The organism is Janibacter melonis (assembly GCF_003721155.3).
GTDB classification, from domain to species: Bacteria; Actinomycetota; Actinomycetes; order Actinomycetales; family Dermatophilaceae; genus Marihabitans; species Marihabitans melonis.
Map to the genome: position 1 here is coordinate 1,598,168 of NZ_CP044548.2, position 11,876 is coordinate 1,610,043.

General features: G+C 75.1%; 13 protein-coding genes. 6 read left to right on the top strand and 7 right to left on the bottom strand.

Annotation, left to right across the window (positions count from 1 at the left end; genetic code table 11):
- Positions 1-8: 8 nt before the first annotated feature.
- Positions 9-578 (top strand): PPA1309 family protein, encoded by a 570-nt coding sequence (locus EEW87_RS07480; protein WP_123092127.1) that lies wholly within the window; start codon positions 9-11, stop codon positions 576-578.
- 59 nt (positions 579-637) lie between these two features.
- On the opposite strand, the gene EEW87_RS07485 is transcribed toward EEW87_RS07480, so the two are convergent.
- Positions 638-1,717, bottom strand: a complete 1,080-nt coding sequence (locus EEW87_RS07485) for a YlbL family protein (RefSeq protein WP_123092128.1) — start codon at positions 1,715-1,717, stop codon at positions 638-640.
- 87 nt (positions 1,718-1,804) lie between these two features.
- Between EEW87_RS07485 and EEW87_RS07490 the strand changes: the two genes are divergently transcribed.
- Both EEW87_RS07490 and EEW87_RS07495 read left to right on the top strand, forming a co-directional pair.
- A complete protein-coding gene (locus EEW87_RS07490; RefSeq protein ID WP_240341673.1) occupies positions 1,805-3,256 on the top strand; it encodes a zinc-dependent metalloprotease in 1,452 nt (483 codons plus the stop codon).
- A complete protein-coding gene (locus EEW87_RS07495; protein WP_123092129.1) occupies positions 3,249-3,800 on the top strand; it encodes an NUDIX hydrolase in 552 nt (183 codons plus the stop codon). The genes EEW87_RS07490 and EEW87_RS07495 overlap by 8 nt, the downstream gene beginning before the upstream one ends.
- Here EEW87_RS07495 and EEW87_RS07500 read toward each other — a convergent pair.
- A complete protein-coding gene (locus EEW87_RS07500) occupies positions 3,784-4,353 on the bottom strand; it encodes a M48 metallopeptidase family protein (RefSeq protein ID WP_123092130.1) in 570 nt (189 codons plus the stop codon). The genes EEW87_RS07495 and EEW87_RS07500 overlap by 17 nt on opposite strands.
- 116 nt (positions 4,354-4,469) lie before the next feature.
- On the opposite strand from EEW87_RS07500, the gene EEW87_RS07505 reads away from it, so the two are divergent.
- Together EEW87_RS07505 and EEW87_RS07510 are read left to right on the top strand one after the other, a co-directional pair.
- On the top strand, positions 4,470-5,336 hold the full coding sequence (locus EEW87_RS07505; RefSeq protein WP_123092131.1) for a hypothetical protein: 867 nt from the start codon (positions 4,470-4,472) through the stop codon (positions 5,334-5,336).
- Entirely contained in the window at positions 5,336-6,655 is a 1,320-nt protein-coding gene (locus tag EEW87_RS07510; protein ID WP_123092360.1) for an ABC1 kinase family protein, read from the top strand. Before EEW87_RS07505 ends, EEW87_RS07510 begins: the two co-directional genes overlap by 1 nt.
- 85 nt (positions 6,656-6,740) lie before the next feature.
- Here the strand turns inward: EEW87_RS07510 and EEW87_RS17145 are convergent, their stop codons facing one another.
- The 5 genes from EEW87_RS17145 to nudC form a co-directional block, all read right to left on the bottom strand.
- A complete protein-coding gene (locus EEW87_RS17145) occupies positions 6,741-6,866 on the bottom strand; it encodes a hypothetical protein (protein WP_263596791.1) in 126 nt (41 codons plus the stop codon).
- Positions 6,867-6,891: 25 nt separating this feature from the next.
- Positions 6,892-7,188, bottom strand: a complete 297-nt coding sequence (locus tag EEW87_RS07515; protein ID WP_083969036.1) for a WhiB family transcriptional regulator — start codon at positions 7,186-7,188, stop codon at positions 6,892-6,894.
- Between the two features lie 102 nt (positions 7,189-7,290).
- The gene (locus EEW87_RS07520) at positions 7,291-7,461 is read right to left on the bottom strand and encodes a hypothetical protein (protein ID WP_163562396.1); all 171 of its coding nucleotides are present in this window, start codon (positions 7,459-7,461) and stop codon (positions 7,291-7,293) included.
- Positions 7,462-7,580: 119 nt separating this feature from the next.
- Positions 7,581-9,698 (bottom strand): ATP-dependent DNA helicase UvrD2, encoded by a 2,118-nt coding sequence (locus tag EEW87_RS07525; protein ID WP_192826162.1) that lies wholly within the window; start codon positions 9,696-9,698, stop codon positions 7,581-7,583.
- A 12-nt stretch (positions 9,699-9,710) separates the two neighbouring features.
- Entirely contained in the window at positions 9,711-10,619 is a 909-nt protein-coding gene (nudC, locus tag EEW87_RS07530; protein ID WP_123092132.1) for an NAD(+) diphosphatase, read from the bottom strand.
- 67 nt (positions 10,620-10,686) lie between these two features.
- Here nudC and EEW87_RS07535 point away from each other — a divergent pair, with 67 nt between their 5' ends.
- A complete protein-coding gene (locus EEW87_RS07535) occupies positions 10,687-11,865 on the top strand; it encodes a phosphotransferase (RefSeq protein WP_148041582.1) in 1,179 nt (392 codons plus the stop codon).
- Positions 11,866-11,876 lie beyond the last annotated feature (11 nt).

The window sequence follows — 11,876 nt, forward strand, 5'->3', positions numbered from 1 at the left end:
GCGGCAGCATGTCATCCGTGCCTGACACCCCTTCGCCGACCGCTGACAAGCCCTCCGAGCCGACGACCGAGCCCCTCGCCCGGTGCGCCCTCGAGACCGAGCGCCACGTGGCCGAGGGCGGCTGGGACCAGCCGCCCAGGCTCTTCGCGCTCGTCGAGACGGCCGAGCTCGTCGCCGCCGAGCCGAGCCTGCGCGACTCCATGGACGTCACCGACGTGCTGCCCGGCTCGCTCACCGCCATCGAGCAGGAGGGCGTGGCCCGCACGAGCGACGTCGAGTCGCTCCTCGGCCGCCTCGCCTGGCCCGAGACCGTGCACGGGGCGGCCATCGCCCTCGAGCGCGTCGTCGTCCCGGCGGGCGCCGAGCGCGACCTTCCCTCGGACCCCGTCGCCGCGACCGAGCAGCTGGCCCAGCACCCCGAGCGCGAGGACATCCGTCTGCTCGTCGCGGTGCACCGCGACGGACGCGCCATCTGCCTGCTGCGCCAGCGCTCGAACGACAGCGACGACCGCGTCGCCACCGGCGAGGACATCGCCCCCGGGCTCGTCCACGCGCTGCGCGCGACGCTCGAGGACTGACCCCGCGGGGCTGGCCCCGCAGGGCTGACCCCCGAGGGCAGACGCGTCGGGAGCGACCCTCAGCGGGTGCCGCAGGACGGGAGGTCGCCGACCTCCCCCTTCGCCGCTCCCTCGACGGCGTCGACCGCCGCGTCGAAGTCGTCGACCTCGAGGACGGTGAGCCCGTCGGGCACGTGCCCGGCGACCTCGTCGCAGTTGTCCGTCGGGGCGAGGAAGTACTGCGCCCCCGCGTCCCGGGCGCCGATCATCTTCTGCCGGATGCCGCCGATGGGGCCGACCTGGCCGGAGTCGTCGATCGTGCCGGTGCCGGCGACCGAGCGCCCACCGGTCATCTCCCCCGGGGTGACGAGGTCGCGCACGGCGAGCGCGAACATCGTGCCCGCGCTCGGGCCTCCGACCTCGCCGGCGTCGATGCGCACCTCGTAGGGGTAGTCGAAGAGCGGCTCGAGACCGACCCCGATCCCGGCCCGCCCGCCTCCGAGGTCGGCCGTGCGCAGGGTGATCTCGCGCTCGGCGCCCTTGCGGCGCACGGTGAGGCGCACGTCCTCTCCGGGCTCGCGGTCCGAGATCGCCGAGACGACGTCGCTCACGTGCTCGGTGGCGACGCCGTCGACGGCGGTCACCTCGTCCTTGAGCTCGAGCCGGCCGTCGGCCGGCAGGTCGCCCGCGATGGAGGCGACGACGTTGTCCTGGGGCACGTCCTCGCCGGTGCTGCGCAGCGCCACCGCGATCGCGCTCTTCTGCGAGCCCTGCATCTCGGCGGCGTTGAGCTGCTGGATCTCCTCCTCGGAGCGCCCCGTGCCGAAGACGGTCTGCTCGGGCACGACCTTCGCGTCGCGGTCGACCTTGCCGAGGACCCACTCCCACAGGGTGATGTGCTCCTCGGGCCCACCCTGGACGGTCACCGTCGTGAAGTACAGGTGCCCCGAGGTCGGGTAGGTCCGGTGGCCCTCGACGTCGACGACGCGCTGGGCCGCGCTGCCCTCGCCGCGCGAGGCGAGGGTGTCGCTCACCGGGCCGGGGGCCTCGATCGCGTACGGGACGCGGATGGTCGCGAGGACGAGGGAGACGCAGAGGAGCACCATCGACCACCGCATCACCCGCCACGCGAGATCGTCCACGCGTCGGGTGTCGATCATGCTGGCTCCGGATCCTCAGGGGGTGCGGGAACCTTTGGTCGGCGCCCGTGGTTGGGTTCTACGTCGACGCCATCCTAAGGAGGCACCGTGACAGACCCCGTAGACCCCGGTACCGGACCCGACGACGAGCTGCCCGAGGAGATCGCCGCGATCTTCCGCGAGCTCACCGGGGGCGCTCCGCTGCCCCCCGAGGTGGCCCGTCAGCTGGGCGCCATGGGCATCGCCGACGCCGACCCGTCGGCCGTGCGCGCGATGGCCGACCAGATGCGCGCGATGTTCAGCCCCACCGCCACGGCGAAGGGGGTCGACCTCGCCGCCGCGACGGCGGCGGCCTGCGAGGCCGCCCGGGCCGAGGGCGACGTCAGCGTCGGCGAGCGCGAGGTCGCGCTCGCCGAGCAGGCCGTCCGCGTCGCCCAGCTGTGGCTCGACGAGGTGACCGACCTCGAGGCGCCCGCCCTCACCGGCACCGCGATGTCCCGCTCGACGTGGGTCGAGGAGACGATCGGCACGTGGGCGCGCGTCGTCGAGCCCGTCGCCGACGGCGTCTCCGGCGCGATCCGCGACTCGATGACCGCCCAGCTGACCGGTCCGGACGCCCCCGACCTCAGCGCGCTCGGCGTGCCCCCGGGCACCAACCCGCTCGCGCTCGCCGGGCAGCTCACCCCGATGATCAACCGGATGGGCAGCGCGCTCGTCACGGCCCAGGTCGGGCAGGCCGTCGGCGCGCTCGCGACGAGCACCGTGAGCGGGACGGAGGTGGGCATCCCGCTGCTCACCGACCGCGTCGCGCTGCTGCCGGCGAACATCGCCCAGGTCGCCGACGGTCTCGACGTGCCGGTCGACGAGGTGTGGCTGCACCTCGCGCTGCGCGAGACCGCCCGGATGCGCCTCTTCACCGACGTGCCGTGGCTCGGCCCGCAGATCCTCACCGCGGTCGAGGAGTACGCCCGGGGCATCGCCATCGACACGAGCGCGATCGACCGCGCGGTCGCCGAGCTCGACCCGCAGGACGTCGGCGGGATGCAGCAGGCCCTCGGCAGCGACCTCTTCCGCCCGGCGCCCTCGCCCGCCCAGAAGGCCGCGCTCACCCGTCTCGAGACCTGGCTCGCCCTCATCGAGGGGTGGGTCGACGTCGTCACCGCCCAGGCCGGCGGCGCCCACCTGCCGAGCACCGACGCGCTCGCCGAGACCGTGCGCCGGCGGCGCGCGACCGGCGGTCCGGCGGAGCGGACCTTCGCCACCCTCGTCGGGCTCGAGCTGCGTCCGCGCCGGCTGCGCGACGCGGCGAACCTCTTCGCCGCCCTCGAGGACGCCGGCGGCGCCTCGGCCCGTGACGCGGCGTGGGCCCACCCGGACGTCGCCCCGACGGGCGCCGACCTCGACGACGTCCTCGGCTACGTCGAGCGCAGCACCGGCTCGACCTCCGGGGCGCAGGACGTCACCGGTGGCATCGACATGGACGCCGAGCTCGCCGCCCTGCTCGACGCCGAGACCCGCGGGGAGGGCGACGGCGAGGGCGACGGCCGCACCGGTGGCTGACCTCGCGACCGACCTCGAGCGGGTCCTGCGCACCTGGCAGGCGCCCGACGAGGAGCAGGAGCAGCTGCGCCGCGACTACCTCGAGCACCTCGCCGCCCACCCGGGCGCCGTGCTGCGCGACGGGCCGCCGGAGCACTTCACCGTCGGCGTGCTCGTCCTCGACGCGACGCTCACCTCGGCGCTGCTCACGCTCCACGGCAAGGCGCACCGGTGGTTCCAGCTCGGCGGCCACCTCGAGCCGGGTGACGCCGACGTGCTCGCCGGCGCGCTCCGCGAGGCGGTCGAGGAGTCCGGGCTGCCCGCCGACCAGCTGACCCTGCACCCCGAGCCGGTCCATCTCGACCGGCACGAGCTCGTCGGGTCCTTCGGGCGGTGCCGCGAGCACCTCGACGTGCGCTACGTCGCCGTCGCCGCGCAGGACGCGCGCGAGATCCGCAGCGAGGAGTCGCTCGACCTCGCGTGGTGGCCGGTGGGGGCGATGCCGGCCGACTCGGCCGACGAGCTCGACCCCCTGGCCGCCGCCGCGCTCAGGCGGGTGGGCTGACCCCGTCGCCCTCGGCGGTCTCGGGCGCCGGCTCGGGCCCGTCGTCCCACGCCGTCTCGTCGCGACCGGACCACCCCTCGAGGTAGCCCCGGGCGCGCTCGCACGACGGGTACCGGTCGAGCAGCGCGTAGAAGTCGCGCCCGTGCCCGGGCACCAGCAGGTGCACGAGCTCGTGGGTGAGGACGTAGTCCTGCACGTAGCCCGGCATCCCCTGCAGCCGGTGGCTGAGCCGGATCGTGCCCTGGCTCGGGGTGCACGACCCCCACCGGGTGCCCTGGTTGGTCACCCAGCGCACGCTCGTCGGCACGGCTCGGCCCTCGAGGTGGCGCCGGGAGAGGTCACGCGCCCGCTCGACGAGGTCGACGTCGCTCGGGCGGCGTCGGGCCTCGCGGGCCAGGACCTTCTCGCCCATCTCGCGCACGTAGCGCTGCTCGACCCGGTCGGCGAGGCCGGCCGGGAGGAGGACGACGAGGCGCTCGCCGTCGCGGTGGGCCGACACCGTCTTGCGCCGGCGCGCGCTGCGGCGGATCTCGACGTCGGCGAAGCCTTCCATGGGCTCGACCCTAGGGCCCGGCGGCGACAGCGCGGGCGAGGGGTGTGGACAACCCCGGACCTCGAGCGCGGGGCCAGTGGCAGTCTGCGACGACCACCCCGGCGAGACGAGGACCCATGGAGCGCCACCCCCGGTTGACCCGGCCGATCCACCCCCTGCTGCGCCCCGACGGGTCCATCCAGCTCGGTCTCGACCCCGGCAGCGCGCTCGTCGCGACCGGCGTGAGCGCGGCGGAGTGCCGCTGGGTCACCACCCTCGACGGGTCGCGCAGCGAGGAGCAGGTCCTCGCCGACGCGGCGCAGCACGGGCTGACCCCCGAGCGCGCGGGCGAGCTCGTCCGCGCCTTCGCCGCGCAGGGCGTGCTCGACACCGAGGGCGTCCTCGAGCCGCTCGAGCGCCGCGTCGTCGTCGTCGGCGCCGGGAGCGTGCCCGGCCATCTCGTCGACGTCCTGCGCGAGGCCGGCATCGGCGAGGTCGTGCGGTGCGTCGAGGACGCCGACCCGACGAGCACCGACCTCGCCGTCATCACGAGCACGGTCCCCGTGCCGGCCGGAGCCGGCGAGCCCTGGCGCCGCGCTCGGGTGCCCCACCTGCCCGTGTGGTGCGGGCCCGACCACGCGAGCGTCGGGCCGCTCGTCGTCCCCGGCGAGGGGCCGTGCCTGCAGTGCCTCGAGCTGACCCGCGTGCACCTCGACCCCGCCTGGCCGTGGATCCGTGCGCAGATCAGCCGCCCGCGGGTCGGGCCGGTCGTGCCCGTCGAGACGCACGCGTGCGTGCGCAGCCTCGTCGTCGGCATCGCGGCGTCGGTGGCCCTCGACGTCCTCGCCCACGGCCCGAGCGCCTCGGGCTGGTCGCTCGACGCGTGCGCGCCGGGCCCCAGCTTCGAGCGGCGGCACTGGGAGCGTCACCCCGGGTGCCCCCGCTGCGCATCGGTCACCTCGTCTGCGGTCGGATCTCAGGTCCAGCAGTCACAATGGGCGTGATGTCTCAGATCCCGCGCAACGCTGCCCGACGGACCGCCCGCCTCGCCTCCATCCCCCTCGGCGCAGCAGGGCGCAGCGCCGTCGGCCTGGGCCGACGTGCCCGCGGCGAGTCGGCCGAGGTCGTCAACGAGGAGATGCGCCGGCGCACCGCCGAGCAGCTCTTCGCCGTCCTCGGCTCGCTCAAGGGCGGTGCGATGAAGGTCGGGCAGACCCTGAGCGTCCTCGAGGCCGCGATGCCCGAGGACCTCGTCGAGCCCTACCGCGAGATGCTCGTGCGCCTCCAGGACGCCGCTCCCCCGATGGACCAGGCCGAGGTGCGCCGCATCCTCGACCTCGAGCTCGGCCGCGACTGGCGCACGACCCAGATCCGCGACCTCACGCCCGAGCCGGTGGCCGCGGCCTCGATCGGGCAGGTCCACCGCGGCACGTGGCACGACGGGCGCACCGTGGCCGTGAAGATCCAGTACCCCGGCGCCGACTACGCCCTGCGCAGCGACCTGCAGCAGCTGGCCCGCCTCGCGCGCGTCATGGGCACCCTCGCCCCCGGCATGGACGTCAAGGCGGCGACGACCGAGCTGCTCGAGCGCGCCGACGAGGAGCTCGACTACCCGCTCGAGGCCCGCAACCAGCAGACCTTCGCCGACGCGTACGCCGGCGACGACGAGGTCGCCGTGCCGGCCGTCGTCATGCACACCGAGCACGTCCTCGTCACCGAGTGGCTCGACGGCGTGCCCCTCAGCCAGATCATCCGCGAGGCGGACCAGGAGGTGCGCGACACCCTCGGCACGCTCTACCTCGAGCTCGCGGTGCGCTCCCCCACCCGCGCGGGTCTGCTCCACGCCGACCCCCACCCCGGCAACTTCCGCCTCACCCCCGACGGCCGCCTCGGCGTCGTCGACTTCGGGGCGGTCGCCCATCTGCCCGACGGGCTGCCGCCGGCGGTCGGCCGGCTGGCCCGCCGCGCCCTCGAGGGCGACGCCGCGGCCCTCGTCGAGGGGCTGCGCGAGGAGGGCTTCGTGCGGCCGGGGGTGCGCATCGACGCCGACGACCTGCTGAGCTACCTGCGCCCCTTCATCGAGCCGCTGAGCCACGAGACCCACCACTTCAGCCGCGAGTGGCTGCAGCAGGTCTCCGCCGGGGCGATGGACATGCGCAGCCGGGAGTTCGTGACCGGCGCACGTCTCAACCTGCCCCCGGAGTACGTGCTTGTCCACCGCGTCTTCCTCGGCAGCACCGCCGTGCTCTGCCAGCTCGGCGCTCGGGTCTCGGCGCGCTCCATCATGGAGCGCTACCTGCCCGGCTTCGCCGACCCCGCGTAGGTCCGGGCACAGGTCGACCCCGCACCGGGGGTCGGTACGGGGTCGACGAGGGCGGCCGGCACGCGGTCCGACGGGCACCTGCCCGTCATCGGATCCGGATGTGCATCGGCACGGGCTGACGCAGCTCGGCCCGCTCACGGCGGGAGAGCACGTGCTGCGGCTGCGGCACGTGGCGGCGGCGCGACTGCAGGATGCGCTGGACGGGGGTCATCGGCGGGCACCTCCTCTCAGGGGGCTCAGACGGGCAGCGGATGCTTGCGGGGACGGCCTCGCGGCCGCTTGCGGGGGATGACCCGACCGGCGTCGAAGAGCTCGCCGCCCCACACGCCCCAGGGCTCGCGGCGCTCGAGGGCGCCCTCGAGGCACCGCTGACGCACGGGGCAGGTGGCGCACAGAGCCTTGGCGAACTCGACACCGTCGGGGGTGTCGGCGAACCAGATCTCCGGCTCCTCGGTCAGGCACGGTGCGCTGCCCGTCAAGGACGGCAGACGCACCTGCTGATGCGGTGGGTGGGTGGTCGGTACGGCAGACATGAGGGTGCTCCTGGGGGGTGATCTGCGGGGGGACAAGAAAAGGCCGCGGTATCCGATGGATGCCGCGGCCTGTGTGGCGAGGACGAGAGGTCCTCCCTTCGTCTAGCGAAGGGGGGATCCCGGTCCTGGAGGTCGCGGGTCATCGAGAGGGGCGGCGCCGAAGAGATTGACGATGCCGAAGGGGGCACGGGTACGTCCGGCGAGGGACGGCACGAGACCCAGGTGGGCAGCGCGGGACGCCAGCTCGACGGTGATGACGATCTGCTTCTCCATGTGCACTGCCCTCCTCTCGTGGGATCTGCGACTCGATCACGCCCAGGCGCGACCGACTGACCTTCCGAAGGTTAGGGCACCTGCGATCGGGGCCACAACCTATTTAACGAGCGGCTTCGTCAGGGGGTCTGCGAGGGCTCTCGGCCGGCGACGATCGCGAGCACGTCCTCGCCGTACTGGTCGAGCTTGCGCGCCCCGACCCCGCTGATGGCGAGCAGCCCTCGGGTGTCCTTCGGCTCGGCCTCGGCGATCGCCTCGAGGGTCGCGTCGGTGAAGACGACGAAGGCGGGCACGGCCTGGGTCTTCGACAGCTCGCGGCGCCATGCGACGAGCCGCTCGTAGAGGGCCTCGTCGTAGGTGGGCGGGCAGGCGGGGCAGCGCCCGGAGGCGCGCTGGGTCGCGGTGACGAGCTCGGCGCCGCACCCCTTGCAGTGCCGCACCCGGGCGGTGCGGGCCGTGCGACCGCCGCCCGAGCCACGGCCCCCGCCGCTGCGCTTGGGCTCGGAGATGGCGCCCTCGCCGAGGACCTCCGACAGCGGGGCGAGGAAGCGGCTGACGCGCCGGCTAGGGCGCGCCCCGGGGGTGCGCGCCCGGGCCCACGACAGGTGCAGCTCGTCACGGGCACGGGTGAGCCCGACGTAGAGCAGCCGGCGCTCCTCCTCGATCTCGTCGAGGCCCTCGGCCATGACGATGGGCATGAGCCCGTCGGAGCAGCCGACGAGGTGGACGACGGGCCACTCGAGCCCCTTCGCCGCGTGCAGGGAGGCGAGGGTCACGCCGTCGACGGCGGGCGCGTGCTGCGCGGCGGCCCGCTCGTCGAGCTCGCGCACGAGATCGGCGACCCGGGTCGTCGGGGTCGTCGCGGCGAGCGACTCGGCGAGGTCGACGAGAGCCTTCAGCGACTCCCACCGGGCCCGCACGGCACCCGAGCTCGCCGGCGGCTCCGGCTGCCAGCCGACACCGGTGAGCACGTCGGCGACGAGATGGCCCAGGGCCGCCTCGCCGTCGTCGGTGCGCGCGGCGCCGCGCAGCAGGACGATGGCGTCACGGACCTCGCGGCGGGAGAAGAAGCGCTCGCCGCCGCGCACGAGGTAGGGCACGCCGACCTCGGACAGGGCCGACTCGAGCGCCTCCGACTGGCCGTTGGTGCGGAAGAGCACCGCGATGTCGCTCGCGGGGGTGCCGGCCTCGACCCGGCGACGGATCTCGCCGGCGACCCAGGCGGCCTCCGCCGGGTCGTCGTCGAGCGCCGTGAGCGTGGGCGCGGACCCGCCCGAGCGCTGCGCGGCGAGCTCGACCCCGGCGCTGCGCCGGCTCACCGGGGCGGTCGAGAGCATGCGGTTGGCGAGGTCGACGACCTGAGGGGTCGAGCGGTAGTTGCGCACGAGCCGCACGGTCTGCGCCCCCGCGTGGGTGCGCCCGAAGTCGAGCAGGTGGCGCGGGCTGGCGCCGGTGAAGGAGTAGATCGTCTGCATCGGGTCGCCGACGACGCACACCTCGTGACGCCCGCCGAGCCACAGCTCGAGGAGACGCTGCTGCAGCGCGTTGACGTCCTGGTACTCGTCGACGACGAAGTGGCGGTACTGCTGGCGCACGGTCGCGGCGATGTCCTCGCGGTCCTGGAGGATGCCGACGGTGAGCAGCAGGACGTCCTCGAAGTCGATGACCCCGCGCTCGCCCTTGACCTCCTCGTAGACCCCGAGCAGCCGCGCCATGCCGCTCTCGTCCATGCCCGGCGGCTCACGTCGCGCTCGCCGGGCCGCCGCGGCGTAGGTCTCGGGGGTGAGCAGGCTGACCTTCGCCCACTCGACCTCGGAGGCGATGTCGCGCAGCTCGGTGCGGTCGAGGCGCAGCTGCAGGCGCGAGGCGGCCTCGGCGACGACCGACGCCTTGTGCGGCAGGATCTCCGGCGCCGCTCCGCCGATGGCCTGGGGCCAGAAGTAGTGCAGCTGGCGAAGGGCCGCCGCGTGGAAGGTGCGGGCCTGGACCCCGCCGACACCGAGGTCGCGCAGCCGGACACGCATCTCGCCCGCGGCCCGGGCGGTGAAGGTCACGGCGAGCACGCGCTGGGGCTGGTAGACGCCGCTGTGCACGCCGTAGGCGATGCGGTGGGTGATCGCCCGGGTCTTGCCCGTGCCCGCGCCGGCGAGCACGCACATCGGACCCGTCGGGTGCGCGGCGACCTCGCGCTGCTCGGGGTCGAGGGCGTCGAGGACGTCGTCTGCGGAGGGGGTCACGACCGCATGGTCTCAGAGCGCGCGGACAGCCCCGATGTCGGAGGGGCGGGTCAGCGGGCCGCCGAACCACTGCTCGATGAGCCGCGCCGAGATCGACACAGGGGCGGGGCGGCGCAGCTCGCCGTGCTCGAAGGCCTCGGCGAGCTCGGCCCGGGTGAACCACCGGGCGTCGGCGATCTCGGTGCCGTCGGGGGTGAGCTCTGCGGAGGTGGCGCGCGCGGTGAAGCCGACCATGAGCGAGCCGGGGAAGGGCCAGGGCTGGTCGGCCTGGTAGGTGACGTCGACGACCTCGAGGCCGACCTCCTCGCGCACCTCGCGCGCGACGGCGCCGGCGAGGGTCTCGCCGGGCTCGACGAAGCCGGCGAGCACCGACATCCGCCCCTGCGGCCAGCCCGCGCCCTGGGCGAGCAGGAGGCGGTCGTCGGCGTCGACGACGGCCATGATGACGGCGGGGTCGGTGCGCGGGTGGTGGTCGCTGCCGTCCTGCGGGCAGTGCCGCACCCAGCCCGCCTGCGCGAGCTCGGTCTGCGCCCCGCAGCGCGGGCAGCGCGGGTGCGTGCGGTGCCAGTTGTCGAGCGCGACGGCCGTCGCGGCGTGCCCCGCCTCCTCGGGGGTGAGCAGGTCGGCGACCTGGCGAAGGGGGGTCCCCCCGTCCCCGCCGAGCGCGGCGAGGAGGAGGTGGGGACCGAGGCGGCCGAGGAGGGCGAGGTCGCGTCCGGCGTCGCCGGGCTCGACCGGCCGCGTGGCCAGCCGCGCTCCGTCGCCCGAGCGCTCGACCGCCACGGCCATGCCGCCGGCCTCGAGGACGCGGGCCGCGGGGTCGCGTCGCAGCGTCTCGAGGGCGTCGGGGTCGGCGCGCAGGTGCGCCTGACGGTCGAGCACGGCCCCGGAGAAGACGAGCTCGTCGAAGGGGTGCACCATGCCCGCCACTGTAGATCCGTCGTGGCGCTCCCCCGCGCCCGGAGCCCCGCGCCGTACCGTGGGGGCCGTGACTTCTCCTGCCGGTCGTGGACCTCTCGCCCTCGCCGCGCTGGCCAGCGCTGCCGTCCCCGGTCTGGACCCGGTGAGCGTCGAGCCCGTCGCTGGTGCGACGGGGGCGCGCTACGACGTCGCCCTCGTGCAGGACGCCGAGCACCGCCGGTGGGTCATCCGCTGCCCGCGCTCCGCGGCCGCCTCCGCCCAGCTCGAGCAGTCCTCGGCCCTCACCGCGCTCCTCGCGCGCCGCCTGCTCCTGTCCGTCCCCGTCGTCAAGGGATGGGTCGCACTGCCCGAAGGGGGACGCGCCGCCGTGCACCACTACCTCGCCGGTCGCCCCGTCGAGCTCGAGCTCCTCGGGCCCGGCCCGGGTCTCACCGCCAGCCTCGGACGCGCCGTGGCCTCGGTGCACAACCTCGACGTCGCGATCTACGACGAGGCCGGCGCCGCGACCTACGACGCCGAGGCCTACCGCAGCCGCCGGCTGGCCGACCTCGACCGCGCCGCCGCGACCGGCCGGGTGCCGACCGGTCTGCTCGCGCGGTGGGAGTCCCAGCTCGAGGACGTCGGCCGATGGCGCTACAAGCCGACCGCGACGGTCGGGCGGCTCACCGGCGAGCAGGTCCTCGTCGGCGAGGACGAGCAGGGCGAGCTCGTCGTGCGCGGGCTGCTCGGCTGGGAGGACGCACGGGTCGCCGACCCCGCCGACGACCTCGCCGAGGTCGTCGGCCGGCTCGAACCGGACGCCCTCGACACCTTCATGGAGGCCTACGCGCACACGCGGGTCGACCGGCCCGACCGGCACCTGCTCGAGCGCGCCCGGCTGTCGTACGAGATGACGCTCGTGCGCCAGATGATGGCGGCGGTCGCGGCCGGAGACCTCGACCGGGCCGAGGAGCACGCCGCCGCGATGCGTCGCCTGGAGCAGCAGACGGGCAGCCCGGACGAGGCCGACGACACATCCGCGGGTGCACCCGCGACCTCCGGGGCGGCCCCGGCCGGTGCGAGCCCTGCCGCGGGGCTCGCGGACCTCGACGACGACCAGCAGCTCGACAACCTCGTCGACGGGCCCGTCCACGTCGACGTCACCGACGTCGACGTGGTCGGGCAGACCCAGCCGATGGAGGCCAGGCCCACGGGCGAGGAGCCCGACGGGTCCGCCGAGCCCGGCAGCGGGCCCGTCCGCGGCTGACCTCGAGCCGC

Excerpts from the sequence above, each read along its gene's own strand:
- EEW87_RS07480 (WP_123092127.1), top strand. The coding sequence starts at position 9 with ATGTCATCCGTGCCTGACACCCCTTCGCCGACCGCTGACAAGCCCTCC.
- EEW87_RS07485 (WP_123092128.1), bottom strand. The coding sequence starts at position 1,717 with ATGATCGACACCCGACGCGTGGACGATCTCGCGTGGCGGGTGATGCGG.
- EEW87_RS07500 (WP_123092130.1), bottom strand. The coding sequence starts at position 4,353 with ATGGAAGGCTTCGCCGACGTCGAGATCCGCCGCAGCGCGCGCCGGCGC.
- EEW87_RS07505 (WP_123092131.1), top strand. The coding sequence starts at position 4,470 with ATGGAGCGCCACCCCCGGTTGACCCGGCCGATCCACCCCCTGCTGCGC.
- EEW87_RS07510 (WP_123092360.1), top strand. The coding sequence starts at position 5,336 with ATGTCTCAGATCCCGCGCAACGCTGCCCGACGGACCGCCCGCCTCGCC.
- EEW87_RS17145 (WP_263596791.1), bottom strand. The coding sequence starts at position 6,866 with ATGACCCCCGTCCAGCGCATCCTGCAGTCGCGCCGCCGCCACGTGCCG.
- EEW87_RS07515 (WP_083969036.1), bottom strand. The coding sequence starts at position 7,188 with ATGTCTGCCGTACCGACCACCCACCCACCGCATCAGCAGGTGCGTCTG.
- EEW87_RS07520 (WP_163562396.1), bottom strand. The coding sequence starts at position 7,461 with ATGGAGAAGCAGATCGTCATCACCGTCGAGCTGGCGTCCCGCGCTGCC.
- nudC (WP_123092132.1), bottom strand. The coding sequence starts at position 10,619 with ATGGTGCACCCCTTCGACGAGCTCGTCTTCTCCGGGGCCGTGCTCGAC.